The following is a 26,018-nucleotide window of genomic DNA, read 5'->3' on the forward strand; positions in this document are numbered from 1 at the left end:
CTAGCTTGTTGTGGCCTGACTGTTATCCTCGCCCAACCTGCCATCCAGAGACATCAGTATGGCGACCGGCCGAAGTGCCGGGATGTGGCTGAAAACGATCAGGATGCATACTGTCAGAGGCACACTCAGAAACGCACCGATCAGGCCCCAGACCGTTGTCCAGAAGGTCAGGGCCAGAATGACAAGAAAGGTCGACATGTTCAGGGATCGACCAAGCATGGCCGGATCAAGGAAATTGCCGATCAGGAATTGGATCGTTCCACATCCCAGCACGATGACCAGGAAGGGGATGATCGTTTCGAATTGAACAAGTGCGATCATGGCCGGAAAAAACACGGCTATGATCGAACCGATCGAGGGGATGAAGTTCAGGGCAAAGGTCAGTACGGCCCAGGTTTCCGCGTATTCCAGACCAAGCGAGCGGAAAACCGTGTAACTGATGGTTGCCGTTATCAGGCTGATCAGGGTTTTGACGCCGACATAACGCTGCAAGCTGACCGAAATCGCATCGAGCATGGTGGAAAACTCGGCTGCGGCGACGGGATCTCCGGCCGCCAGCTGGATCTTTTTCCGAAACGCCAGTCGTTCGGCCATCAGAAAGGCGACATACAGGCTGATCAGGAAAAACTGGTTCAACAATGAGGTGGCGCTGCCCAGCAATACGCGTGCGACATAGGACATGTCGATACTGACCAGATTGTCACGAATGAAGGTGGTCACGTCGTTGCCGACCAGTCCTGTTACACGCTCGACTGCACCATCGAACTGGTTTTCATAGGTGCTGACGGAGCGTGCAAATTGCGTCGCCTGACTGCCCAGCACGTACATGATCATGAACAAACCCGCCAGAACGACGGTCACACCGGCGACATTGGCCAGCCAGACCGGAGCGCGGGTCACGGCTACGACGCGATCGCTCAGCGCTATGATCAGAACATTGACCAGTAGCGCCATGGCAAGCGGGATCAGGAAGTTCGCACCGGCATAGAGGCCCAGCACGATCAGTGTCGCGATGATGCATGTATCCCGGACAACGGACAGTCGAAGCCTGGGTCTAACCGTGATGTCTTTTTGATCCGGGGTCATTCGGTATCCTGTGTCTGGCAAAAGCAGTGCCCATTTCCCATCCTGCGTGACCCAATCCTGCACGCGAGGTCTTGTTTATGCAATGCGTTCAGGCGTTTGTTGGCCCTCATTCTCCAAATAGATATTCATGACGGGTTCTGTGTTCTATTTCGGCAGGTTAGGGTTGCCGCATGACCACTGCCGCGAATCCCCTGTTTGGCCGACCAGTTCAGGCGCTTTGGCTGTCGATCCGCCGGTTCAGCAGAAAGAACGGCTTTGTCATGAGCAGCCATGTCGCCATGTCGCTGATGATGGCGCTGTTTCCTTTTGTGCTGTTCACCGTGGCGCTGGCAGGGGCGTTGTCGCAAGGCTATGTCACGGATGAGTTGATTGACCTGATTTTCGGAGCGTGGCCCAAGGATGTCGCCGATCCCATCGTGGCCGAACTGCGGGCCGTTCTGGCCGGATCCGGCTCGGGTGTTATCACCTTGGGTGGTCTGCTAGCGATTTATTTTGCCTCCAACGGCGTGGCCGCCGTGCGTGCAGCCATGAACCAGGCCTACCACGACGAGGACAGTTGGCCATTCTGGAAAACCCGGCTGCTCTGCCTGGTGCTGGTCATTCTGGGCGGGGCGGCCATTTTGATCATCGCCGCGGTCGAGGTGGTTTTGCCAGTCTATACGAAACTGGTGGCCGAACACACAGAAGGTGCCGTGGCCAACTGGTTTTCAGTGGATCGCCTGCGCTGGACGTTTACCGTGGCGGTTCCAGCGGGCACGGTCCTTCTGGCACATCTTGTGCTGCCAACCCGCAGGCACAGCCTGATGCAAATTCTGCCCGGCGTCCTGTTGACTTTGGCCTTGTGGGCGGCCGGTGGATGGGCTTTTTCAATTTATATCAGCCAGTTCGCCACCTACAGCGCCACCTATGCTGGATTGGCGGGGGCTATGGCGGCATTGATTTTCCTGTATCTCTATTCAGCGATCCTGATTTTGGGGGCAGAATACAATGGTGCGTTGATTGATCTGCAAAAAGCCTCTGAAGGAGATATGGCATGAGATTTGCCCTGATACTGGCCTACCTTGCAATCGCTGGCGAAATTCAGGCGCAGACGCCAGAGTATGTAGGTTCAGATCAGTGTACCGACTGTCATCAGCAAGAAGCCGAAGCCTGGGCTGGGTCACACCATGCGCTGGCGTGGACAGATACCACTGACGACACTCTTGCGGCCGATTTTGACGGAACCCGGTTCGATCATGACGGTATGGCCGTCCAGTTCAAACGTGAGGCAGGCAGGTTCTCGGCCAGTGTAACGGAAAAGGACGGTGTAACGACGGAGTATGACGTTCATTCCGTCGTTGGAATCGAACCCTTGCAGCAATACCTTTTTGAGACTGAACCGGGCCGGTTGCAAAGTTTTGACGTGGTTTGGGATACCGAGCAAAAGCGCTGGTATCACCTGTATCCTGATCAGGACCTGCCGCCTGATGACGGGTTGCATTGGACGGGCCCCTACAAGAGCTGGAACGCGCGCTGCGCCGAGTGTCACGCCACGGGATTTGAAAAAAACTACGATCCTCAAACCAGAACCTACACCTCTCAACAGGTCGAGATCGGGGTCGGGTGCGAGGCCTGCCATGGGCCGGGGTCTGCACATATCGATTGGGTCCAAGAACAGGGGTCTTCAGATGGCCTGGGCGATGCCGGCTTTCTGATGAGTTGGGGCAAAGGGCGGACCGAAGAAGAAATACAGCAATGCGCCGGATGCCATTCCCGGCGCGAGGCGCATGGCAATGGAAACCCGGTTCCGGGAACCCCGTATCATGATGCGTATAATCTGGCTGTGCTGCGCCCCGGTTCGTATCATCCTGACGGGCAGATACTGGATGAGGTTTACGTCTATGGATCTTTCCTGCAATCCAAGATGTACGCGCAGGGCGTGGGATGCATGAACTGTCACGAACCGCACAGCGCAGAGTTGAAGGCCGAAGGAAATGGAGTTTGCACGCAATGCCATTCACCCGCCGGAAATCCGGAGTTCCCGACCCTTGACCCCAAAGAGTACGACACCCCCGAGCATCACAAACATCCGGCAGACAGCGAAGGGGCGCAGTGCAAAAGCTGCCATATGATCGAGCGGACCTACATGCGTGTCGACGGTCGACGCGATCACAGCTTTCGCATACCACGACCGGATCTGGGGCTGGGCGTTGATGCCTGCACAGACTGCCATCAGGGCGAAGATCAAGCTTGGGCTGCCGACCAGATAAAGGATTGGTTCCCAGGCTCGCCAAATCGGAGCGCGCATTACGGGACGGTTTTCAAGGCTGCGACCGAAGGGCAGCTCAACACGCCCGAGGGTTTGCTTTCCGTTGCAATGGATGCGTCGCAGCCGGGGATTGTGAGAGCGACCGCCGCATATCTTATGCAGCCGTTTGGCTCGCCTGAGATGGCCGCTGTCACGGCGCCGCTTTTGCAAGAAGATGACCCGCTGATACGAGCGAATGCAGTGGCGCTACAGCGTCAGGCCAGCGCGACAGATCAGGTGCAAAGACTTGAGCCCTTATTGTCTGACCCTCTGCGAAACGTGCGCATCGCTGCCGCCAAAGAGTTCCTGAGTATTCCTCCGCAGGCTTTGACACCTCAGCAACGGACTTTGACCGGGAAGGGCATGTCAGAATGGCAGGAGTCGATCTCGAATAGGCTGGATGCCCCGGAAACCCACCTTGTACTGGGGGGCATGGCGTTGACGCTTCGCAACGCTCCTGCGGCGGAACAGGCCTTTCGCGAAGTTGTGACGCTGGACCCGCAGCGGGCCGAGGCGTGGCCTATGCTCGTGCAATTGGTGCAGATCAATCGCGGTCCGGAAGCTGCGCGTGCCGCCTTGCAAGAGGCATTGGACAAGTTGCCCGATGATCCGGCACTGCGGCAATTGTCGCAACAACTCAGCCCCTGAACCGGCATATACGTGCCCGATTTGCTCCATCTTCACGGCAAGATTCCTCGCTAACAACATTTCAGGTGTGCTGTTCAGAGGTGATGGATGTCTATTGAAGTGTTAAAGCAGAGAAAAACGGATGTACGATCTATTTCGTTGGCGCAACGTATTGAAGAGTTGCGCAGCCGCGAACCTGTATACCTGACCCATGGTGACACATTGATGTTGCAGGGCATGGCGGCCACGTCGTTGCGCGAACAACGCCTGAGCGGAAATCGCATTCGGTTGGATGATTAAGAATCGCCGCGAAACCCTGTTGCAACAACGAATTTTTCCGAACTGTCCGAGCGTGACGCAGGCGGTTTGACGTTGGCAACTTTCTGAAACTTCTGCTTCAGCAGTTTTTGCAGATCGCCTTCGGCACCACCGGCGAGAACCTTGGCTACGAAGGTTCCGCCTTCTTCCAGAACGTCAAACGCGAAATAAGCTGCCGCTTCACACAGCGCCATGATTCGCAGGTGATCGGTCTGTTTGTGACCAGATGATGCCGCAGCCATGTCCGACATCACTACGTCTGCCTTGCCGTCCAGCCAGTCTTTGACCTTCTGGTCGGCGTCATCTTCCATGAAGTCCAGAACATGGATTTCGGCGCCGGCGACCGGTTCGACCTCTTGCAGGTCAATGCCCAGCACCGATCCGACCCGTTTGCCTGATTTCTCGCCCAGCGCGTTCACCCGCTTGACGGCAACCTGACACCAGCCACCAGGCGCGCAACCCAAATCCACCACGCGCGCGCCGGGCACCAGAAAGCGGAATTTGTCGTCCAGTTCCAGAATTTTATATGCCGCTCGCCCACGATATCCATCGGCCTGAGCGCGTTTTACATAAGGATCGTTCAACTGCCGTTCGAGCCAACGGGTCGAGCTGAGCTTTCGCCCACGTGCAGTTTTGACCTTCACCTTCAGGTCGCGCTGCCCGCGGCCCGAGTTGTTTTTTCCACTTGGTGTCTTCGCCATCAGAACGGTCCGTCTTCCAATACACCGTCCGCGCTCATCTGCGCATACAGCAAACCCTCGCGCAGCCCCCGGTCCGCCACCGAAAGGCGGTCAGTGGGCCAGCAACGGAGCAAAGCCTGCAATATGGCCGAACCGGACATGATCAGGGCTTGCCGGTCTTCACCAATTCGAGGGTCCCGGCGCCGCCCATGAGGGCCGAGTTCTAAATACCCGCGTATGACTTTGTCAATCTGATCGCTGGTCATGCGCAGCCCGTCCACTTTGGTCCGGTCATATCGCTTGAGGCCCAGATGAGAGGCCGCAACAGTAGTGACCGTGCCGCTGGTGCCGACGATCTGAAACCCTACGCGCGCCTGTTCGTCCTTATAGGGTGCAAAATCGGCAAGGTTTTCCTCGAAAAACCAACTCATCAACGCAAAACGGGCGGCGTCATTCTCGACATCATTGAACTGGTCCCGCAGCGTGGCAACTCCCAGCGGCACACTGATCCAATCAACGACCTTTGCTGCCGGAAAGGGGCTGTCGGCAGGGTGAAACCCGTGGTGCAGCCGCATGATTGCTGCTGGCCGGTCGCGACGCGGAACGGACGAGATGTCTATCCAGACCAATTCGGTCGAGCCACCTCCTATATCGACGACCAGCAACTGCTCGGTCTTGGTTGAAACCAGCGGGGCACAGGAAATCACTGCCAGACGGGCTTCTTCCTCGGGCTGAATTATCTCAAGCGTAAGGCCGGTTTCGCGCTTCACCTGCCGGATGAATTCGCGCGAGTTCTTGGCGCGGCGGCACGCCTCGGTCGCGATCAGACGCATCCGTCTGACTTTGTTGCGTTTCAGCTTTTGCTGGCAGATTCGCAAAGCCTGAACGGTACGCGACATAGACGCCCGCGACAGCCGTCCGGTGCGTTCCAGACCCGCGCCCAATTGCACGGATTTGGAGAAGCTGTCTACCACATGGAACCCACTGCCCTTGGGCTGGGCGATCAACATGCGGCAACTATTTGTACCCAAATCCAGTGCCGCATAAAGAGCATCCGGATCGGGTCTTGCCGGCGCGGGGCTTTCGACCGCTTTCGGGAACGCGCCCGCACCTTTGGGACGCTTGGGCGCCATCGTTACGCCCTCCGATTTTCGAGTTACCCCGACCCTAGGCGGGGGATTGCCGACGTGCAAGTGATTTCAATTTTGAAATTAACGTGCGTGTCACATGCCGTTCATACTCAGGTGCGATGGGCATTCATGGAACCCTCAGCAGGATTCTTTTCGAGCTTACAGCCAGATATGGAGATTAACATGAAAGACGATCACACCCTTTCCTTTGATGAATACGATGAAATCATAAGCCCGCGACCTGAAGAATGTGACTTTGACCGCGTTGTCGAGCGCGCGTTGTCGCGTCGCGGATTCATGGGTGGCGTCCTGGCGATGGGCAGTTTCGCTGCTGTTGGCGGCTCGATTCTGCCGACTACTGCGCGCGCTGCGGCAGATCGTTTCTCGTTCGAGGCGATTCCGGTTTCGACGGCCGACGAAGTGATTGTGCCTTCGGGTTACAAAGCCGAGGTCATAGTGCGCTGGGGTGATCCGCTGTGGTCGGATGTGCCTGAATTCAATCATGCCACCCGAGGCACGGCAGCCAGTCAGGAACGCGCATTTGGTGACAACACGGATGGCCAGGATGTGTTTTACCACGACGGTCATGTTCTGCTGGTGGTGAACAACGAGTATACCAACCGCGACATTCTTTGGGGCAACAATCCGGACGCCAAGGCAGCATCCGATGACGACGTTGCCAAAGGCATGATGGCCCATGGCGTTACCATTGTGGAAATTGCCAACAGAGATGGAAAATGGGGTATCGTAAAGGACAGCCCGTATAACCGCCGTGTTACACCGCAGACCGAGATGACCATCACCGGTCCGGCCGCGGGTCACGACCTTATGAAGACCGCCGCCGATCCGTCCGGCATGACGTGCAAGGGAACATGGAACAATTGCGGAAATGGCATGACACCGTGGGGCACGTATATGGCCTGTGAAGAGAACTTCAATGGTTACTTCTCGGCTGAGGATGAAAACCACGAAACCAGCCCTGAACTGAAACGCTATGGAGTATCGGCAAGCGATTGGGGCTACGGCTGGGCCAAGATCGACGACCGTTTCGACGTGTCCAAAAACCCCAATGAACCAAACCGTGCCGGATATGTCGTCGAGATTGACCCGACCGACCCGACATCGACACCGCGCAAGCTGACAGCGCTTGGGCGCTTCAAGCACGAGAACGCGGAAACCGTGGTCAACAACGATGGTCGCGTCGTGGTCTACATGGGCGATGATGAACGCGGAGAATTCCTGTACCGCTTCGTTTCCGATGGCGTTTACGCAGCCGGGGTGGACACGAATGCGCTGCTTGAGAATGGAACGCTTTCGGTCGCCAAGTTCAACGATGACGGCACCGGTGAGTGGATCGATCTGACACCTGAAACCAGCGGGCTTGCATCGCAGGCCGAGGTTTGCATCCACACGCGTCAAGCCGCTTCGGCCGTTGGTGGCACGACAATGGACCGCCCGGAATGGGTGGCATCAAACCCGAATGCACCCGAAGTCTTTTGCTGTCTGACCAACAACAAGAACCGTGGTGTCAAACCGAATGCAGGGGGCGACGATACCTCGGCCAACGGCCCGAACCCGCGGGACAAGAACAATTACGGTCAGATCGTGCGTTGGCGACCGGACGGTGGTGATCATACCGCTGCCGGCTTCGGCTGGGATCTGTACGTGCTGGCAGGCAATCCCACCGTGCATGAAAATGCCTATGCCGGATCCGAGAACGTGAACGCCGACAACATGTTCAATTCACCCGACGGATTGAAATTCGACACCAATGGTTTGCTCTGGATTCAAACCGACGGAAACTATGGAAACGAAGGGGATTTCGCCGGTCAGGGCAATAACCAGATGCTGGCAGGTGACCCTGTCACGGGCGAAATTCGCCGCTTTCTGGTTGGCCCGAATGAGTGCGAGGTCACCGGTCTCAGCTGGTCTCCAGATCGCCGCACAATGTTTGTCGGCATTCAGCACCCGGGCGAAGACGGCAACAGCCACTGGCCTGAAGGCGCTGACTCGGTGCCGCGTTCGGCCATTATCGCCATTACTCGCGAGGATGGCGGTCTAGTCGGTTAAAGCCATTTGGCCCATCAATTCATGCCTCGGACGGTTTCTTCCGTCCGGGGTTTTTCTTTTTCATGCAGCACTTTCATAGTGACGATGAGAATTATGATATGCGCGTTTTCCGGAAAACTGGGTAAAAGCCACGTACCCTACAGTAGGCGCAAAACGTCGTTTGGAAAGCGCCGTGTGTCGAAAATCGACCGACCCAAGCCTACATTGAAGTTTAGAACCGGCCCATCGGGTTAGGAGGAATCACAGCAATGCCTGACGTCACCATCGTGTATTGGCGCGACATTCCCGCTCAGGTCATCGTCGGCAAAGGCCGTCGTGGCGCAAAGCGGCAGTTGGAAGAACGGTTTGAACAAGCCATCGACCGTGCCGCGATGAAGGTGAACGCCAAGGACAGTGATGCCTATCTGGCCGAATGGCGCAAAGCCGAACCTTTCGCGGTCGAAGGCGATCCTGCCGAGATTGCCGAAGCCGAAGCTGTGCGTCTGGAAACGGAATACGATCAGGACCGCGTCAAAGCGTTGATCGCCAATGACGGTTGGGCATGAGCCCCAGACTTTATGGGAGGCCGAAATGGCTTTGCTGAACTTCAAGAAACGTGATGTGGTCGAAAACGGCCCAGTAAATCCGACCGTAGAAGCCTTTTTGCAGGGCTATTCGATCGAGGTGATGCCGCGCACCGCCGAAAAGGTCGAGGATTTCCGCCCGCTGCTGCCCGAGGGAACACGCGTGTACATCGCCCATATCGAGGGCACTCCGATCGAGGATATGGTCAAGACCGCCAAGCGGATCGCGGCCGAGGGGTATCCGGTGATGCCGCACTTTCCGGCGCGGATAATCAAAGACGCGGCCACCCTGGAAAACTGGATCGCCATGTACCAGGGCGAAGCAGGTGTCGAACAGGCGTTGTTGCTGGCCGGTGGTGTTGCCAATCCGCACGGCGATTTCGACAGTTCGATGCAGTTGCTGGAAACCGGTCTGTTCGACAAGGCGGGATTCAAGCGCCTGCACGTGGCCGGTCACCCCGAAGGTAACAAGGACATTGACCCGGACGGCTCGACCAGAAACGTCGATGACGCGTTGCGCTGGAAACAGAAGTTCAACGAGACCACGGACGCCGAAATGGCGCTGGCCACCCAGTTCGCATTTGACGCCAAGCCGATCATCGCCTGGGCCGACAGCCTGAAAGAATCCGGAATTGATCTGCCGATCCATATCGGTATCGCCGGTCCGGCCAAGCTGCAGACTCTGATCAAGTTCGCCATCGCGTGCGGTGTTGGCCCATCTTTGAAGGTTCTGCAAAAGCGCGCCATGGACGTGTCGAAGCTGCTGCTGCCTTATGAGCCGACCGATGTTGTGACCGAACTTGCCAACCACAAAGCGGCCAACCCGGATTTCAACATCACCAACGTACACTTCTTCCCACTTGGCGGCATCAAGACCAACGCCAACTGGGCCATAAATAACGGCGGTGCCTCTGCACAGCCTGTAAACTCCTAAGGAACGGACATGACGCGTACAGTCGTAGAATCAAAAACAAAAACAGCCGTCCTGGGCTTTGACGAACCGTTCTGCGTGATCGGTGAGCGGATCAACCCGACTGGCCGCAAGAAACTGGCCGCCGAGCTGGAAGCGGGCGATTTCTCGACCGTCGAGAAAGACGCGCTGGCGCAGGTAGCTGCGGGAGCAACCGTTCTGGATATCAATGCGGGCGTTGTCTATAACTCGAACCCCAATCCGAACGAGACCGAGCCGCCGCTGATGCGCAAGATTGTCGAACTGGTTCAGGGGCTGGTCGAAGTACCGCTGTGCATCGACTCGTCGGTTCCAGGTGCGCTGGAAGCGGGTCTGGCGGCGGCCGAGGGCCGTCCGCTGCTGAACTCGGTCACCGGCGAAGAAGAGCGTCTGGAGCTGGTTCTGCCGCTGGTCAAGAAATACAACGTCCCGGTTGTTGCGATCTCGAACGATGACACCGGTATCTCGGAAGATCCCGATGTGCGTTTCGAAGTGGCCAAGAAGATTGTCGAGCGCGCGGCTGATTTCGGCATTCCCGCGCATGACATCGTGGTCGACCCGCTGGTCATGCCCATCGGTGCGATGGCAACTGCTGGTCTGCAGGTGTTCGCGCTGGTCCGTCGCTTGCGCGAAGAGCTGGGCGTAAACACTACCTGTGGTGCGTCCAACGTGTCGTTCGGCCTGCCGAACCGCCACGGCATCAATAACGCTTTCCTTCCAATGGCGATGGGCGCTGGTATGACCTCGGCAATCATGAACCCTGTTGCCTTGCCTGTAGGGCCCAAGAAGATCGCTGAGAAAAAGGCCGAGATTGAAGCCAAGGGTGTCATTCTGCCTGCGGACATGGATGATGAAACCTTCTGTCAGTTGTTCGGCCTGGGTTCGACCAAGCCGCGCGCGGGTAAGGAAATGGAGGCCATTCGCGCCGCCAACCTGCTGACCAATAATGACCCCCATGGCGGTGAGTGGATCAAGTTCAACAAAGCGCCGGACGAGGCGGGTGCCGCAGGCCCCGCAGGTGGTCGTCGCGGCGGTGGCCGCCGCCGCCGCGCCTGATTGAGGCGGAACAGACTGCAAAGGCCGGGCCCTGTGCCCGGCCTTTTGCATTTGACCCTGATCAATGCCGATTTGCCCCAAGGTTTCAGAATACCCTGATCCAGGATGCAACGATCAGGTGCCAGCATGAGGAAACATCATCCCCCAAAGCTCTCAGATGCAGATCTGAACAAAAGGCTGAATAAAAGGAACTATTTCGATCAGCGGATCGAATTGCAGACAAGGTTGGCCAGAATTCAGCAAGCCTATCTGTTTCACGGGATCAAGGGCGTGTTGGTGTTCGAAGGCTGGGACGCTGCCGGAAAAGGGGGAACCATTCGCCGGATCAGTCAGGCTTTGGACCCGCGCAGCTTCAAGGTTTGGCCCATCGGCGCGCCCCGAAACTACTACCTCAACCGGCATTATCTGCTGCGGTTCTGGGAACGCCTGCCGCCGTCCGGTGCGATTTCCGCTTTCGACCGCAGCTGGTATGGTCGGGTTCTGGTGGAGCGAATTGAAAAACTGACCCCGGAAACGCGCTGGCGGGCCGCGTATCAGGAAATCAATGATTTCGAACGAATGCTGGTTGATGACGGGACCAGGATTGTAAAACTGTTCTTCCACATTTCACAAGAAGAGCAGATGCGCCGTTTTACCGAACGTCTGACAAACCCGATGAAACGTTGGAAGCTGACTTACGAAGATTTCAGAAACCGTGAAAAATGGGATGTCGCGGAAGTGGCCGTTGACGAAATGCTGGCACGGACGTCGACAGAAATAGCCCCTTGGCACGTGATCCCATCCAACAACAAGAAATATGCGCGGATCACAGCCATGAAGGCCATTGTTGAAGCGTTTTCACAAGGGGTTGATCTGAACCCCCAGCATCTCGATCGCCGAACTTTGGAGGCGGCGGGCGCCGCCTTGGATGTAGACCAGTCCCTGATCGACAGCCTGCGGGCGCGAACCGAGTAAAACCCTTGATGAAGGTGGACGACGATCTGACTTGATCGTTCGGATGCTCCGATGTTATTCCAGTTGGCGCGGCGGGTATGATGTAATGGTAGCCTGTCAGCTTCCCAAGCTGAACGCGCGGGTTCGATTCCCGCTACCCGCTCCAGCAACAATCTGTAAGACGTTGTTAATTAGTCAAAAAGCAGACGCTTTGCGTCCTCATCGCCGCCTTCGCGGATCTCAGTATCTTTAAGATAGCGCGTATTTCGATGGTCCTGTTCAACGGAATGACAAAGCCGGCGTTACCTGTTGAGGCCAAGCAGAGACTCTCTGCCTACGATGTGGGTTGGCAGTTCGACGGATGTGCCGGGTGAGTTGGATTCGATCATCTGTATCAACGCCAAAGCAGCCTTGCGTCCCATTTCACGATGAGGGACATGAACAGTTGTCAGTGCAGGGGCGACGATGCGCGCAAGCTCGATATCATCAAATCCGGTGATGGAGACATCTTCGGGCACCCGAAGTCCCATCTGCTGAGCTTGCCGTACCGCGCCGACTGCCAGAACGTCGTTGCCGCACAAAACCGCGGATGGCGGGCGGTCGCTCGACATGAGGTGCTTGAATGCCTCGGCACCATTTTCAATCTCGTAGGAGGTTTCGGTCACGACCAGATCGTCTTGCGACAGGCCATGTTGGGACATCGCGTCTTTTATACCTTGGATCCGCAAGCGCGCACGATCATTTCCCTTGCTGATGCCGGAAATCGTCGCCAGACGCGTGTGGCCCAATTCGATGATCCTGCTCGCCAAAGCCTCCATTGCCCGTCTGTTGTCAAATCCAATCGAAGGTATGGGTTTGTCCGGCAGGAAGGACCACGCAACCAGGGCCGGCACTTTCTGCCGTTCGAGATAGTCGTAGATTTGCTGGTCACGGTCGTGCCCGATCAGCAGAAGCCCGTCAGCACCCCGGGCAACCAGTGTTCGGATCTGATCTTCTTCTGCGGCCGGCTGGTAGGCTGAGCTGGAGACCAGCAAGGTGTAGCCCTGTTTGTGGATTTCCTCTTGAAACGCCTGCAAACCCCTTGCAAAGATTGCGTTTTCCATTGTCGGGATGATAGCGCCAATAGTGAAAGAACGCCGAGCGGCCATCACACGCGCTGCAAAGTTCGGCGTGTAGCCCAGGGAATCTACGGCAGATAAAACACGTTTTCGCGTTGCCTCGACAACCTGTTGCGGGGTGTTCAGGCACCGCGACACGGTGGCAGTTGAAACGCCTGCTGCCTTGGCAACGTCATCCAGCGTCGGTGCGGACCGATGTTTTGACATTCTCGAACTCTCAATTTCGGTTCGCCTAAGTTAGTCGCATTTCTCCAAGGATGAAAGCGCTTATGTAAGCGCTTGCATTTTTGATGTAAGCGCTTACAAAGACAATTGAGCCGATTCTGAAGGGGGTCCCGGAAATGTATCTCGCTGCATCAGTCATTGTTTTTGCGATCTATTTCGCAAATGTCGCTTTGGGTGCTTTTGCGAACAGTGCGTTTCTTGGTGACGTTGGAGAGATGTTGGTTCTGTTCGCGGCCTCGATCTTGTTCGTTGTCGCAATTCTGAAAAAGGAAGCTGACCGGAACGCAAAAGACGGCAGCTGAACTTTTGCTTGGGAGGGCAATTGATGAAAACCGACAAGACCGAACTTGCATCGGCCGAGCGCCGCAATTTTCTAAAACTGAGCGCCAGTGGCGCATTCACGGCCGCATTAGTCGCCGGGGCAGGGGGCGTTTTGTGGTCTTCTGAGGCTGCCGCGCAGACCGCGAAGGAAGAGAGCGAGCGAGAGAAGGCCGCAGACCACGTGATGACGGTGGCCACGGCCTATGTGCTTGGCGCGTCGCGCAGCTATCCGATCATGCAGCTGGATCTGAAGGAGAACATTCAGAACGCCACAAACGGAAAGGTCTATGTCAAACTGGCCCCCGGCGGTCAGCTTGGTGCGGGTGGCGCACTGGTCCAGAAGGTGCAGGGCGGCACCATTCAAGCAGCGCAGCATTCGCTGTCAAACTTTGCGCCATTCGCGTCGACAGTCGACCTGATCAACATGCCGTACCTGTGCGGCTCGAACCAGCGTTTTACCAACCTTGTTCATTCTGACACGTGGAAAAAAGAGGTTCACCCCAAGGTCGAGGCCGCAGGATTCAAGGCTCTGTTCTATGTAAACATCGACCCGCGCGTCGTTGCGGTTCGTCAGGGCGGCAATGCAGTGCTCACTCCCGGTGATATGAGCGGGATCAAGTTCCGCGTGCCGGGATCGAAGATGCTGCAACAGTACTATCGCATGGTCGGTGCCAACCCGACGCCCGTAGCCTGGGGCGAGACCCCGTCGGCCATCAAGCAGGGCGTTGCGGACGCGCTCGATCCATCGGTTGGCGCGCTCTATGTCTTTGGTTTCAAGGATATCCTCAGCCATGTCACCTTCACTCAGGCGGTCCCGGATAGCCAAGTTTATTCCTGTAACCTGGAATGGTTCAACTCGATGCCCGCCGATGTACAGGAAGGCATCATGTGGGGGTCGGAAATGACCAGCCATCAGAACCTGTCCAAGGTTCCGTCGGCTCGGGCTTATGCGATGGCCGAGCTGAACAAGGCAGGGGTGCAGTTCCACTCGCTGAGTGACGATCAACTGGCGGAATGGCAGGATGCAGGCGGGTATCAGAACGCCGACTGGGATCCGTTCAAGACGGAACTGGCCGGATCGATGGACAACTTCGAGAAACTTGTCGAAGCGGCCGGCACTCAGGGCAAATACTACGTCCACGACGCCTAAAGCCAAACCGGTGGACGCCTGACGGGCGTCCACGACCTTTTCTTGCAGTCAGCCCGACAACAACCCGCCACGACAGGCGCGGGCGTGGCTGTCCTTTCGCCGGAGGATCAGATGACCATTCTTCAAAACATAGACCGGAACGCAGAGCGCTGGTTGCTGCTGGTGTTCTACGTGATGCTGGTTATCACCATGGCCATCGAGGTGTTGCGGCGCGAGATTTTTGCCTATTCGTCGATCTGGGGCGAGGAAATCGTTCGGTATTCCTTCATCTACCTCGCCTGGATTGGTGCCGCGGCTGCGGTGAAAGAACGGGCCCATATCCGGATCGATGTAATCATGCACTACATCGGGCCGCGCCCCAAAGCGCTGCTCTATATATTCGGCGATCTCGTGATGTTCGGCGTGGCCATCATCGCGCTGTACTGGTCGTATGAGGCGGTTCATGTTTCGGCCAAATTCGGTTCGGTCACGGATGGGCTTCGGGTATCGAAAGTCTGGTTCCTTATGGCCGTGCCCACTGGGTTTGCCCTGATGATATGGCGGCTGATCCAATCCTTCCTGCGTGACCTGAAATCTCTTCGTGACGGCACCCCCGTCTTCGAAGGCGACAAGCTGTTTGACTGAGGAGAACACGGATGCTTTGGAACTCCCTCAATCAAACCGTTGAACTGGGCTGGGATTTTTACCTGCCAGTCATCCTGTTCGTTGGTCTGATCGCCTTGGCCGTGCCGGTTTGGGCCGCCATTGGAACAGCCGCGATCGTGATGCTGGTCATGTCCGGGGACCTGCCGCTCAGCCTGGTCGGAGAAAGCCTGTTCACAGGTATCGACGCATTTGCCCTTACGGCTGTGCCATTGTTCATCCTGACCGGGGACGTTTTGGTGCGGACCGGTCTGTCGCGCAAATTCCTTGATGTTGCCGAGGCGCTGACGTGCTTCGCCAAAGGCGGGTTCGGTTCGGCAACGGTTCTGGTCTGTGGTATGTTTGCCGCGATTTCAGGGTCGGATGCTGCCGGGGCGGCGGCGGTTGGTCGGATGACAATCAATCGATTGGTGGAAAGCGGGTATCCGCGCCCCTACGCCTGTGCTCTGGTCGCGGCGGGGGCCTGTACCGGCATCCTGATCCCACCATCGATCGCCTATATCATCATCGGGCTTGTGCTGGGTATATCTGCCTCGACCCTCTTTCTGGCGGCATTGATCCCGGGTCTGGCCATCTTGGTGTCTATCTTGATCACCAACATCATCATGAACCGCCTTTATGCCTACGAGGGCGGCGGCGTGATGACGATGGGTGAATGGCTGTCCAATCTGGGCAAGGCGCTAAAGTCGGGCTGGTACGCATTCATCGTGCCGGGGATCATCTTCTACGGCATTTTTTCGGGTCGCCTGACGCCGACCGAGGCGGGCGCAACGGCCGTTGTTGTCACCATAGTCATGGGCTTCATCCTGCGCACTCTGTCACTGGCAGACTTTCCTTCGATGCTGGTCAGTTCGGCCAAGGTGAACGGGGTAATCCTGCCCATCATCGCCTTTTCGGCCCCACTGGCCGAGGCTCTGGCGATTATGGGTGTTCCTCAAGGGTTCGTGGCATCTGTGACATCAATGACTGACGATCCGTATCTTCTGATCCTGTTGATGATCGGTATCCTGATCGCAGCGGGCTGTGTGATGGAGACAACGCCGAACATCGTGATCCTGGCACCGATCCTGAAACCGCTGGCCGACAATATCGGCATGAATGAAATCCAGTTCTGCATCATGATGATCACCGCGCTGGGAGTGGGCTTTATCACGCCGCCATTGGGTCTGAACCTGTTCGTCGTATCTGGCATTACCGGTGAGTCCATTCTGAAGATTGCCGCGCGGGCCGTTCCTTTCGTATTGACCATGCTCATCGTGGTGATCCTGATCGCCTACGTGCCTGCTGTGTCGACTACCTTGCTTCCTGAAATCTACCAATAGGACCTGCTGAACATGCCTCGTGAATATTTGAAAAAGGCGACTTTAACCGCTCAATCACATGCCTCGGAGGTGCATGATACGGTCAAGACCATCCTTGCCGATATCGAGGCCGGTGGCGATGCCAAGGCGCTGGAATATGCCGTCAAGTTCGACAAGTTCGAAGGAAATGTCCTGATGACGCAGGACGAGATTGATGCAGCCATCGCGCTGGTGCCCGAAAAGCTGAAGGCCGATATCCGGTTTGCCCATGACAACGTTCGGCGCTTTGCGGAAACGCAGAAAGCAACCGTGTCGGACGTACAGATGGAGATCGTTCCCGGTTTCGTTGCGGGGCAAAAGGCGATCCCGGTGGATGCGGCAGGATGCTACGTTCCCGGTGGGCGATACAGCCATATCGCCAGCGCTATTATGACAGTGACAACGGCCAAGGTCGCTGGGTGCCGTCATATCACCGCCTGTTCTCCTCCGCGACCGGGCGAGGGTGTTGCGCCTGCTATTGTCTATGCCGCGCATATTTGCGGAGCCGACAGCATTCTGGCCATGGGCGGTGTACAGGGCGTGGCCGCCATGACCTATGGCCTTTTCGGACTGCCGCGCGCCAATATCCTCGTGGGGCCGGGCAACCAGTTCGTGGCCGAGGCCAAACGCATTCTCTACGGCAAGGTTGGTATCGACATGATCGCGGGTCCGACCGACAGTCTGATCCTAGCCGACAGTTCCGCGGACGCCCATGTGGTGGCAACCGATTTGGTCAGTCAGGCCGAACACGGGTACAACTCGCCCGTCTGGCTGGTGACGGACGATCGCGACCTTGCACAGAAAGTGATGGAGTTGGTTCCGGTTTTGATCAACGATCTGCCAGAACTGAACCGGGAAAATGCCTCGGCCGCGTGGCGCGACTATGCCGAAGTCATTGTCTGTTCCGACCGTGAAGAGATGGCCGCCTGTTCCGATGAATATGCGCCAGAGCACCTGACGGTTCAGGCCGAGGATCTGGATTGGTGGCTGGATCGCTTGACGTGTTATGGCTCGCTGTTTTTGGGCGAAGAGACAACAGTTTCATACGGAGACAAGGCAACCGGGACGAACCATGTTCTGCCAACGTCAGGTGCGGCCAGCTATACCGGTGGTTTGAGCGTTCACAAATACATGAAGATCGTCACCTGGCAGCGGGCCACGCGTGAAGGATCGAAATCCATCGCTGAAGCCACCGCACGGATTTCCCGACTGGAAGGTATGGAAGGTCATGCCCGTGCGGCGGATGTGCGTCTGGCCAAGTATTTCCCGGATGAAACGTTCGACCTGACCGCCGATGGATGACCCGCGCGCATTGTTTGACCTGACGGGCCGGGTGGCTTGTATTACCGGCGCCAGTTCGGGGCTGGGGCGGCAGGTGGCGCGGACGCTTGCCGCAGCCGGCGCGAATGTTGTCGGCGTGGCCCGGCGCGGCGACGCCCTGGCGCAGATGCAGGCCGAGATCGGCGACAGCGCAGAAGCGGTGATCGCCGATGTTTCGGATCGTGACGGAATGGGCGAGCTGGTGCAGACGATCAACTCGAAGTTTGGAGCACCGGACATCATTGTACATGCGGCTGGGGTCAACACACGCGAGGCTGCCGACGATGTTACTCCTGAAGGATGGGATACCACGCTTTCCCTGAACCTCAGTGCGCCGTTTTTCCTCAGTCAGGCCATGGTGCCCGAGATGAAAAAGAAGGGGTGGGGGCGTATCGTCAATTTTGCCTCGCTGCAAACAACGCGCGCGTTTCCGGGCGGAATTGCATATGGGGCCACCAAGGCCGGGATCGGGCAACTGACCCGGGCGATGGCCGAGGCATGGTCGCCCTTCGGCATTACCGCCAATGCGATTGGTCCGGGGTTCTTTCCCACCGAACTGACGCAGGCCGTATTCGACGACCCCGAACGCGCAGAGCGGAACGCCGCACAAACCTGCATTGGGCGCAATGGACAGATGCAGGACATCAATGGGCCGATTCTGTTTGTGTGCTCAAAAGCGTCCGACTACGTCACTGGGCAGGTTCTTATGGTTGATGGAGGGTTCACGGCCAAATGAAGGCGCTGGTTTATCAAGGTGTGGAACAGATGGTGTTCGGTGATGTGCCGGATGCCCAACCGGGGGCTTCGGAACACCTTATCCGGGTCGAGGCGGTCGGCATCTGCGGGTCGGACATGCACGCCTATCTGGGCCATGATGCGCGTCGTCCGGCGCCCCTGATCCTTGGGCACGAGGCAGCTGGTGTGATTGTTGACGGGAAACGCGCCGGTGATCGTGTGACAATCAACCCGCTGGTCAGCTGCGGTCAATGCGCGGCCTGCCTTGCTGGTCGTGAAAACCTGTGCCCGGATCGCCAGATCATCTCGATGCCGCCGCGTGAAGGGGCGTTTGCTCAATATGTCACCATGCCTGCCAGCAATCTTGTCAAAGTACCGCAAGGTATTTCGTTTGCCAAAGCTGCGCTGGCTGAACCTTTGGCGGTAAGCTGGCATACTGCCCGGCTAGGGATCGCGGCTCTGCATCCAGCGATGGACCGTCGCGCATTGGTGATCGGCGGTGGGGCCATCGGCCTTGCGGCGGCCTTGGCCTTGCGAGCAATGGGCGTCGATGATGTTACCATCGCGGAACCAAATGAGCTGCGTCGGAACTACTTGGCGAAAATCGAAAGTTTTGCGCTGGAGGGTTCAGCCAAAGGGACTTACCCGTTGGTCATAGACGCTGTGGGATATGCCGTGACGCGGTCAGTTGCCTCGGCCCTGGCCGTGCCGGGGGGCGTGATCGCGCATGTTGGTTTGGGTGAAGATACCGGTGGTCTGGACATTCGTCGGATGACCTTGCAGGAAATCACATTCATCGGGACTTACACATACACCGCCAAAGACTTTCGCCAGACGGCTCAGGCTATCTTTGACGGGCGGCTGGGGGCTCTGGATTGGATTGAAGAACGCGCTCTGGCCGACGGCGCGCAAGCGTTTTGCGATATCCGATCTGGCGCTGTGGCCGCACCCAAGATTATCCTGAGGCCCTGGGTATAGAACTGACAGAACTGGAGACCTTCATGTACACAAAAATACTGGTCCCGTTAGCTTTGGATCACGGCATATCGCATCACACGCTGGAAATCGCGCGGGCCTTGTCAGGTAAGGGCGCGGAAATAATTGCGCTGCACGTCTACGAGATGCCTCAGGGATCGGTCAGCGCCTATCTGGACAAATCCGTTGTCGCTGAAGGCTTCGAACGGGCCCGTTTGCAATTGCTGCAAAAAGTCGAAGGGCTTGATGGGGTGACGTCCGAGATTGTCAAAGGCCATACCGCGCGCTCTATCATCGACTACGCCAGAAGCAACAATGTCGACTGTATCGTAATCGGCTCGCACAAGCCGGACCTGAGCGACTACTTCCTGGGATCGACCGCCTCGCGCGTCGTCCGCCACGCCCCCTGTGCCGTGCACGTGCACCGAAGGGCCTGAATTCATCAATCGCGCGTCTAGCGCCCCAAACAGGACCAAAAGCTGGATCATGAACATAGACAAAAAGATCACCGACGATCTGGTGGCGAACGATATCTCGTTTGTCACCACTGTCCCGTGCAAGCAATTGGCAGGTGTCATCGCGGAAATCGATGAGCGTGATGGCATCTATCACATCCCGTCCAACAAGGAAGACGAAGGGATGGGCCTGTGCGCCGGGGCGTGGATGGGCGGCAAGCGACCCGCGATCATCATGCAGAACACCGCGATCGGGGTCACGATCAACACGCTGGCGACGCTGATCCAGTATTACCGGATGCCGCTGCCGATGCTGATCTCGTACCGGGGCGAGCTGCGCGAACCCATTGCCTGCCAGGTCGAGATGGCCGTTCACACCAAGGCGCTGTTGGCTCAGTTGAACATCCCGACCTACCACTTCCACCATCAGGCAGATGTCGAGGAGCTCGACGCGATCCTGAAATACACATTCATGTGCAACAAGCCGGTCGCCATCCTGACCGACGCCAATTTCTGGGGAGGCTATGGCGACCAATGATCCGTTCTGAAATTCTGAAGGAAATCGCTCCGATCCTGCGGTCTCAACTGGTGGTCTGCAATATCGGCATCCCCAGCCAGGAACTGCATGCCATCGACGACCAGCCAACCAACTTCTACATGCTTGGCACCATGGGGCTGGCGTCCTCGATCGGTCTTGGGCTGGCGCTGTCGCAGCCGAAACCGGTGATCGTGATCGACGGGGATGGCTCGATTCTGACCAATTTGGGCACCCTGCCGACCATCGCAAACAACGTGGCTGACAACTATATCCTGCTGATTGTTGACAATGGCTCTTACGGCTCCACCGGGGATCAACCGACCTATGCGGGGCAGAAGACCTCGCTGGCCAAGATGACCGAGGCCGCCGGGTGTGAGCGCGTGATCGAATGCGCCGCCGAAGACACCGGACGTGTGCTGCAAGAGGCGCTGGATGCCAAACAGATGACCATCATCGTCAGCAAGTGCGAAAGCGGCAATGCCAAGATGCCGCCGATCACGATGGATCCGGTCGTCATCCGCGACCGATTCATGAAGGCCGTTCAGGCCTGATGGGCGCAAGCGCCATCCACAGCGCCGAGGACGCCCGCCGCCTGGCGCGGCGGCGTCTTCCGTGGATGGTGTTCGACTATATTGATGGTGCGGCCGGGGTCGAGGTGGGTGCCGGTCGCAATCGGTCCGCTTTGGATGCAATGACCTTGCACCCGCGTATCTTGCGAGACGTTAGCGAAAGATCTCTTGCAAGTTCCTTGTTCGACCGGCCCGCGAGACGCCCGTTCGGTATCGCTCCGATGGGCATGTGCAATTTGTCCGCGCCGGGTGCCGACTTGATGCTGGCCCGCATCGCCGCACGCCATGAAGTGCCGCTCGGGGTTTCGACTGTCGCCTCGACCGCGATGGAGGATCTGATCGTCGAAGCTGAAGGCCATGCCTGGTTCCAGCTGTACTTCAGCGGCGATGGCAGCGGCACGTTCAAGCTTGTCGATCGCGCCAAGGCAGCGGGGTACGAGACACTGGTTTTGACCGTGGATGTGCCCGAGGTTGGCCGACGCCCGCGCGAACTGCGCCATGGGTTCAAGATGCCCTTCAAAATGGGTCCCAAGCAGGTGATGGATTTTGCCTTGCACCCTCGGTGGTCCTTGCCGGTCCTGCTGAAAGGCAAGCCGGAAATGGCGAATTTCCTCATGGATGGCTACGATTTCGACCGGACCGAAAGTCGCGCCAAGGCCACGTGGGAGACATTGGCCCGCCTGCGCGATCAATGGGCCGGGAAGCTGGTGGTCAAAGGCGTATTGGATGCAGGCGACGCGCAAAGGCTCAAGTCATCAGGCGTGGACGCCATTCAGGTCTCAAGCCATGGTGCACGCCAGTTGGAAAGTGCGCCCGCGCCGATCACGGCTCTGCCCGAGATCCGCAAGGCCGTCGGTCCGGATTTTCCGCTTTTCTACGACAGTGGGCTACGTTCTGGTGAAGACGTTCTCAAGGCACTTTCGAATGGGGCGGACTTCACCTTTTTCGGCCGCATCCTTCAGTTTGCAATTGCGGCCGAAGGCGAAGAGGGCCTCGAGCAGCTATGGTCGGTACTCAGCGAAGAAATGAGCATCGCCATGGCCCAACTAGGCGTCACGTCGCTGGACGAGGTCCGACGCAACGCCTGATATGGGTGAGGACAATGACCCGAGGTTTCCCACGGGTCACTGAACTGTCGGTTTAACTGCGGCGCCTGCGACGACGTCCGCCACCTGCTTCGGTCTCGCCGCCGGCGTTGAAGCTTGGATTGGGCAGTGTGACAACCTGGGCCAGTTCCGGGAACGGGTCGGTCTTGTGCGGGATCGCATTGGCGGCCACGAAATGATCCTGAAACTTCGGCTCGATGGCGGTTTCGATCTTGGTGATCTCGCGCACGACGCGTTCGATCTCGGCGCGCGATCCGATATTGCACAGCGCGATACGCGCGCCGGTACCTGCGGCGTTGCCCGCGCTCGAGACTTTCTCCAGCGGCGCATCGGGTATCATCCCCAGCACCATGGCGTGTTTGGTCGAGATATGCGCGCCGAACGCACCGGCCAGAACCACGCGATCCACCTTTTCGACGCCCATTTCGTCCATCAGCAGGCGTGCACCTGCGTACAAGGCAGATTTCGCAAGCTGGATAGCACGGATGTCACCCTGCGTGACCGTGATGCGGGGGCCGCCTTCGGCGCTGGCATCGTGGATCAGGTAGGCGTGTGTGCGACCTTCAGGCACGCAACGGGCAGTGCCGGTCTGTTCCGCCGATCCGATCAGACCACTTTCGTCCAGCAGGCCAGCGATACGCATCTCGGCCACTGCCTCGATGATTCCGGATCCGCAGATGCCCGAGATCCCGGTTGTGGCGATCTCCTGATCAAAGCCATCTTCGTCAGACCACTTCTCGGACCCGATGACGCGGAACCGGGGTTCCTTGGTGACAGGGTCGATCTCGATTCTCTCGATTGCGCCGGGCGCAGCGCGCTGGCCAGAACTGATCTGAGCGCCTTCGAAGGCAGGCCCGGTGGGCGAAGAACAGGCGAGTACGCGGCTGGTATTGCCCAGCAGGATTTCGGCGTTGGTGCCCACGTCGACGATCAGAACCAGATCTTCGGACTTGCCGGGTTCTTCGGACAGGGCAACGGCCGCGCAATCTGCGCCCACATGGCCCGCGATACAGGGCAGGATGTAGACCTGCGCGCGTGGATTCATGGTTGTCAGATCCATCTCGCGCGCGGGCAGCGACATGCTTTCCGACGTTGCCAGCGCAAACGGCGCCTGACCCAGTTCCACCGGGTCCAGCCCCAGCAGCAAGTGATGCATGACCGGGTTGCAGACGAACACCGTTTCCACGATCAGAGAGGTGTCAATGCCTGCCTCTTCGGCAATCGATGTGGCCAGGTCGTTGATCGCCTCGCGCACTGCCTTGGTCATTTCCCGATCGCCACCGGGGTTCATCATGGAATACGAAACGCGGCTCATCAGGTCTTCACCAAAGCGGATCTGTGGATTCATGAGGCCAGAGGAAGCCTTGACCTCGCCGGTTTCCAGATCGGTCAGATGCGCGGCGATTGTGGTCGAGCCAAGGTCGATGGCCAGACCATACAGCCCGCCTTCATGCAGGGCGGGCCAGATTTCGACGATACGCGCCACGCTGTCCTTGTGACCTTTGTGAACCGCCACGGTGACTTCCCATTTACCCTTGCGCAGAACCGGTTGAAGTTTGGACATCAACGTCAGGTCCGCCGTGACGGCTTCGATGTCCCACTGCTCGCGTAACGCCCGCTCCAGCCGTTCCAGATCGCCGGTGGGCGAGTGCATGTCAGGCTCTTCCACCACAACGAAATAAAGGCGTGTAGCCGGGTCCATCGTGATGGCGCGTGCGGCGGCCGCCTTGCGAACGACCTGACGATGCACCTGGCTTTCCGGCGGTACGTCGATCACCACGTCGCCCTGAACAGAGGCCTGACAGCCCAGACGGCGGCCCGGTTTCAAACCGCGCTTGTCGTCATAACGCTGTTCAACCGTGTTCCATGCGCTCAGCGCGCCTTCGGACACCGTGACGCCGTGCTTGGGAAATTCGCCATAGCTGGGTGTGATCTGGCACTTTGAACAGATGCCGCGGCCCCCACAGACCGAATCCAGATCCACCCCCAATTGACGGGCTGCCGTCAGAATAGGGGTGCCGACGGGGAAGTGCCCACGTTTGCCGGACGGGGTAAAGACGACAAGAGGGTCGGTGGTCATCAGTGACATACCTTTTTCATATTCGCGCGTGTTCCGGGCAAGATATGGGTTTGAGCGCAAAGGGAAAGGGCTATCAGCGGCACGATCTGCACAACGAGCGTCGTTTTCTTCGACTGCTTCGGCAACCAGAGCCACAGAGTTGCCCCCAAGGGCTTTCCCTTTGGTTCAATCCATGTAATAGGGTCACCGCCAAACGGGCTTTTGCATGGGGTATTCAAATGCAGATTCGTGAGGCACTCACCTTTGACGACGTTCTCCTGGTTCCGGGCGCATCTTCTGTGCTTCCGGCAACGGCAGATACCACTACGCGTGTGACGCGCGAGATCACCATGAACATCCCATTGCTGAGTTCGGCCATGGACACCGTGACCGAGGCGCGCATGGCCATTGCCATGGCACAGGCGGGGGGTATCGGTGTCGTTCACAAGAACCTTTCGGTGGATGAACAGGCGCGCGAAGTCCGCCGGGTCAAACGGTTTGAATCCGGTATTGTCTATAATCCCGTGACGTTGCGGGTGGACCAGACATTGGCCGACGCCAACGCGCTGGTGCAGCGCTATAACTTCACCGGTTTTCCGGTCGTGGACGAGCAGGGCCGCGTGGTGGGTATTCTGACCAACCGCGACATGCGCTTTGCAAATTCGGACGATACGCCGGTGCACGCGATGATGACTTCGGAAAATCTGGCGATGCTGCAGGAACCTGCCGATCTGGAAGAAGCCAAAAGCCTGATGCGGGCTCGTCGGATCGAAAAGCTGCTGGTTGTGGATGGTGGCGGTAAGCTGACTGGTCTTCTGACGCTGAAGGATACAGAGCAGGCCGTTTTGAACCCAACCGCGTGCAAGGACCGTCTGGGTCGCTTGCGGGTTGCTGCCGCGACGTCGGTCGGCGATGCCGGTTTCGAACGGTCCGAGCAATTGGTGGATTCGGGTGTCGACATAATCGTCGTTGATACCGCTCATGGTCATTCTCAGGGCGTGCTGGACGCTGTGAGGCGGGTTAAAGCCCTGTCGAACGAGGTTCAGATCATTGCCGGAAACGTGGCGACCGGCGAGGCAACCAAAGCGTTGATCGATGCGGGCGCCGACGCGATCAAGGTGGGTATTGGTCCGGGCTCGATCTGTACCACTCGGATGGTGGCAGGCGTTGGTGTTCCTCAGCTGACGGCGATTGGCGATTGTGCAGCAGCGGCGGGTGACGTTCCGGTCATTGCTGATGGTGGCATCAAGTTCTCGGGTGACTTTGCAAAGGCGATTGCAGCCGGTGCATCCTGTGCCATGGTCGGGTCGATGATTGCAGGCACCGACGAAAGCCCGGGTGAGGTGATCCTGTATCAGGGTCGTTCGTTCAAATCCTATCGCGGGATGGGCAGTCTGGGCGCAATGGCGCGCGGATCCGCGGATCGCTATTTCCAGAAGGACGCGGCCAATGACAAACTGGTGCCCGAAGGCATCGAAGGGCAGGTGCCCTACAAAGGCTCTGCCAGTGCCGTGATCCACCAGCTTGTTGGCGGCTTGCGTGCTGCGATGGGTTACACGGGCTGCGCAACTGTTGAAGAGATGCGCAAGAACTGCAACTTCGTGAAGATCACGGGCGCGGGTCTGAAAGAAAGCCACGTTCATGACGTACAGATTACACGTGAGAGCCCGAACTACCGGGTAATGTAAATCATTGAACAAGATACACGGCACCCACGACCGGGTGCTGTGCTGCCAATTGGATCGGCCCATCTAGGCCTGTTTCTG

The 26,018-nt window shown here is 57.9% G+C and carries 25 protein-coding genes and 1 tRNA gene; 21 read left to right on the plus strand and 5 right to left on the minus strand.

Features of this window, described 5'->3' with window-relative positions; genetic code table 11:
• Nucleotides 1-1,086, minus strand: coding sequence for an AI-2E family transporter (locus tag AC2FEB_RS18455; protein WP_117868889.1), 1,086 nt, complete (start codon nt 1,084-1,086; stop codon nt 1-3).
• Between the two features lie 170 nt (nt 1,087-1,256).
• On the opposite strand from AC2FEB_RS18455, the gene AC2FEB_RS18460 reads away from it, so the two are divergent.
• The 3 genes from AC2FEB_RS18460 to AC2FEB_RS18470 all read left to right on the plus strand — a co-directional run bounded on the left by AC2FEB_RS18460 (nt 1,257) and on the right by AC2FEB_RS18470 (nt 4,300).
• Nucleotides 1,257-2,123: a YihY/virulence factor BrkB family protein gene (locus AC2FEB_RS18460; RefSeq protein ID WP_117868890.1), complete on the plus strand. Its 867-nt coding sequence runs from the start codon at nt 1,257-1,259 to the stop codon at nt 2,121-2,123.
• Nucleotides 2,120-4,021 carry a cytochrome c3 family protein gene (locus AC2FEB_RS18465; RefSeq protein ID WP_496676032.1) on the plus strand — a complete coding sequence of 634 codons (1,902 nt, stop codon included), beginning with the start codon at nt 2,120-2,122 and terminating at the stop codon, nt 4,019-4,021. The genes AC2FEB_RS18460 and AC2FEB_RS18465 overlap by 4 nt, the downstream gene beginning before the upstream one ends.
• Nucleotides 4,022-4,108: 87 nt before the next feature.
• A complete protein-coding gene (locus AC2FEB_RS18470; RefSeq protein ID WP_299893573.1) occupies nt 4,109-4,300 on the plus strand; it encodes a hypothetical protein in 192 nt (63 codons plus the stop codon).
• Here AC2FEB_RS18470 and AC2FEB_RS18475 read toward each other — a convergent pair.
• On the minus strand, nt 4,297-5,019 hold the full coding sequence (locus tag AC2FEB_RS18475) for an RlmE family RNA methyltransferase (protein WP_117868892.1): 723 nt from the start codon (nt 5,017-5,019) through the stop codon (nt 4,297-4,299). The two genes, AC2FEB_RS18470 and AC2FEB_RS18475, sit on opposite strands and share 4 nt — an antisense overlap.
• Nucleotides 5,019-6,131 carry a Ppx/GppA phosphatase family protein gene (locus AC2FEB_RS18480; protein ID WP_117868893.1) on the minus strand — a complete coding sequence of 371 codons (1,113 nt, stop codon included), beginning with the start codon at nt 6,129-6,131 and terminating at the stop codon, nt 5,019-5,021. The genes AC2FEB_RS18475 and AC2FEB_RS18480 overlap by 1 nt, the downstream gene beginning before the upstream one ends.
• Nucleotides 6,132-6,311: 180 nt before the next feature.
• Here AC2FEB_RS18480 and AC2FEB_RS18485 point away from each other — a divergent pair, with 180 nt between their 5' ends.
• From AC2FEB_RS18485 to AC2FEB_RS18510, 6 genes are all read left to right on the plus strand, one after another.
• The gene (locus AC2FEB_RS18485; protein WP_496676029.1) at nt 6,312-8,198 is read left to right on the plus strand and encodes a PhoX family protein; all 1,887 of its coding nucleotides are present in this window, start codon (nt 6,312-6,314) and stop codon (nt 8,196-8,198) included.
• 248 nt (nt 8,199-8,446) lie between these two features.
• Complete coding sequence (locus AC2FEB_RS18490) at nt 8,447-8,743, plus strand: virulence factor (RefSeq protein WP_117868895.1); 297 nt, start codon at nt 8,447-8,449, stop codon at nt 8,741-8,743.
• A 25-nt stretch (nt 8,744-8,768) separates the two neighbouring features.
• A complete protein-coding gene (locus AC2FEB_RS18495) occupies nt 8,769-9,695 on the plus strand; it encodes a methylenetetrahydrofolate reductase (RefSeq protein ID WP_496676027.1) in 927 nt (308 codons plus the stop codon).
• Nucleotides 9,696-9,704: 9 nt separating this feature from the next.
• Nucleotides 9,705-10,766, plus strand: a complete 1,062-nt coding sequence (locus AC2FEB_RS18500; RefSeq protein WP_299893566.1) for a methyltetrahydrofolate cobalamin methyltransferase — start codon at nt 9,705-9,707, stop codon at nt 10,764-10,766.
• Nucleotides 10,767-10,892: 126 nt separating this feature from the next.
• Nucleotides 10,893-11,720 (plus strand): polyphosphate kinase 2 family protein, encoded by an 828-nt coding sequence (locus AC2FEB_RS18505; protein ID WP_496676025.1) that lies wholly within the window; start codon nt 10,893-10,895, stop codon nt 11,718-11,720.
• Nucleotides 11,721-11,791: 71 nt separating this feature from the next.
• Nucleotides 11,792-11,865: transfer RNA gene (locus AC2FEB_RS18510), tRNA-Gly, on the plus strand.
• A gap of 136 nt (nt 11,866-12,001) precedes the next feature.
• Here the strand turns inward: AC2FEB_RS18510 and AC2FEB_RS18515 are convergent.
• Nucleotides 12,002-13,024, minus strand: coding sequence for a LacI family DNA-binding transcriptional regulator (locus AC2FEB_RS18515; RefSeq protein ID WP_117868899.1), 1,023 nt, complete (start codon nt 13,022-13,024; stop codon nt 12,002-12,004).
• Nucleotides 13,025-13,158: 134 nt separating this feature from the next.
• Here AC2FEB_RS18515 and AC2FEB_RS18520 point away from each other — a divergent pair, with 134 nt between their 5' ends.
• From AC2FEB_RS18520 to AC2FEB_RS18570, 11 genes are all read left to right on the plus strand, one after another.
• On the plus strand, nt 13,159-13,344 hold the full coding sequence (locus AC2FEB_RS18520) for a hypothetical protein (protein WP_117868900.1): 186 nt from the start codon (nt 13,159-13,161) through the stop codon (nt 13,342-13,344).
• A 23-nt stretch (nt 13,345-13,367) separates the two neighbouring features.
• The gene (locus tag AC2FEB_RS18525) at nt 13,368-14,513 is read left to right on the plus strand and encodes a TRAP transporter substrate-binding protein (protein WP_117868901.1); all 1,146 of its coding nucleotides are present in this window, start codon (nt 13,368-13,370) and stop codon (nt 14,511-14,513) included.
• Nucleotides 14,514-14,624: 111 nt separating this feature from the next.
• Nucleotides 14,625-15,137: a TRAP transporter small permease gene (locus AC2FEB_RS18530; RefSeq protein WP_117868902.1), complete on the plus strand. Its 513-nt coding sequence runs from the start codon at nt 14,625-14,627 to the stop codon at nt 15,135-15,137.
• Between the two features lie 11 nt (nt 15,138-15,148).
• Nucleotides 15,149-16,477, plus strand: a complete 1,329-nt coding sequence (locus AC2FEB_RS18535; protein WP_117868903.1) for a TRAP transporter large permease — start codon at nt 15,149-15,151, stop codon at nt 16,475-16,477.
• A 12-nt stretch (nt 16,478-16,489) separates the two neighbouring features.
• The gene (hisD, locus tag AC2FEB_RS18540; RefSeq protein ID WP_117868904.1) at nt 16,490-17,797 is read left to right on the plus strand and encodes a histidinol dehydrogenase; all 1,308 of its coding nucleotides are present in this window, start codon (nt 16,490-16,492) and stop codon (nt 17,795-17,797) included.
• Complete coding sequence (locus AC2FEB_RS18545; RefSeq protein ID WP_496676021.1) at nt 17,790-18,551, plus strand: SDR family NAD(P)-dependent oxidoreductase; 762 nt, start codon at nt 17,790-17,792, stop codon at nt 18,549-18,551. The genes hisD and AC2FEB_RS18545 overlap by 8 nt, the downstream gene beginning before the upstream one ends.
• The gene (locus tag AC2FEB_RS18550; RefSeq protein WP_496676018.1) at nt 18,548-19,528 is read left to right on the plus strand and encodes a zinc-dependent alcohol dehydrogenase; all 981 of its coding nucleotides are present in this window, start codon (nt 18,548-18,550) and stop codon (nt 19,526-19,528) included. The genes AC2FEB_RS18545 and AC2FEB_RS18550 overlap by 4 nt, the downstream gene beginning before the upstream one ends.
• A gap of 23 nt (nt 19,529-19,551) precedes the next feature.
• Nucleotides 19,552-19,962: a universal stress protein gene (locus tag AC2FEB_RS18555; RefSeq protein WP_496884253.1), complete on the plus strand. Its 411-nt coding sequence runs from the start codon at nt 19,552-19,554 to the stop codon at nt 19,960-19,962.
• A 49-nt stretch (nt 19,963-20,011) separates the two neighbouring features.
• Nucleotides 20,012-20,518, plus strand: coding sequence for a sulfopyruvate decarboxylase subunit alpha (gene comD / locus AC2FEB_RS18560; protein ID WP_117868908.1), 507 nt, complete (start codon nt 20,012-20,014; stop codon nt 20,516-20,518).
• Nucleotides 20,515-21,069 (plus strand): sulfopyruvate decarboxylase subunit beta, encoded by a 555-nt coding sequence (gene comE, locus AC2FEB_RS18565; RefSeq protein WP_496676015.1) that lies wholly within the window; start codon nt 20,515-20,517, stop codon nt 21,067-21,069. The genes comD and comE overlap by 4 nt, the downstream gene beginning before the upstream one ends.
• On the plus strand, nt 21,069-22,175 hold the full coding sequence (locus AC2FEB_RS18570) for an alpha-hydroxy acid oxidase (protein ID WP_496884254.1): 1,107 nt from the start codon (nt 21,069-21,071) through the stop codon (nt 22,173-22,175). The genes comE and AC2FEB_RS18570 overlap by 1 nt, the downstream gene beginning before the upstream one ends.
• A gap of 52 nt (nt 22,176-22,227) precedes the next feature.
• Here AC2FEB_RS18570 and AC2FEB_RS18575 read toward each other — a convergent pair whose 3' ends face one another.
• Entirely contained in the window at nt 22,228-24,273 is a 2,046-nt protein-coding gene (locus AC2FEB_RS18575; RefSeq protein WP_496676109.1) for an ASKHA domain-containing protein, read from the minus strand.
• Between the two features lie 218 nt (nt 24,274-24,491).
• Between AC2FEB_RS18575 and guaB the strand changes: the two genes are divergently transcribed.
• A complete protein-coding gene (gene guaB / locus AC2FEB_RS18580) occupies nt 24,492-25,940 on the plus strand; it encodes an IMP dehydrogenase (RefSeq protein WP_496676010.1) in 1,449 nt (482 codons plus the stop codon).
• Nucleotides 25,941-26,018: the final 78 nt, after the last annotated feature.

The sequence above is a fragment of the Ruegeria sp. YTSC106 genome (assembly GCF_059609765.1).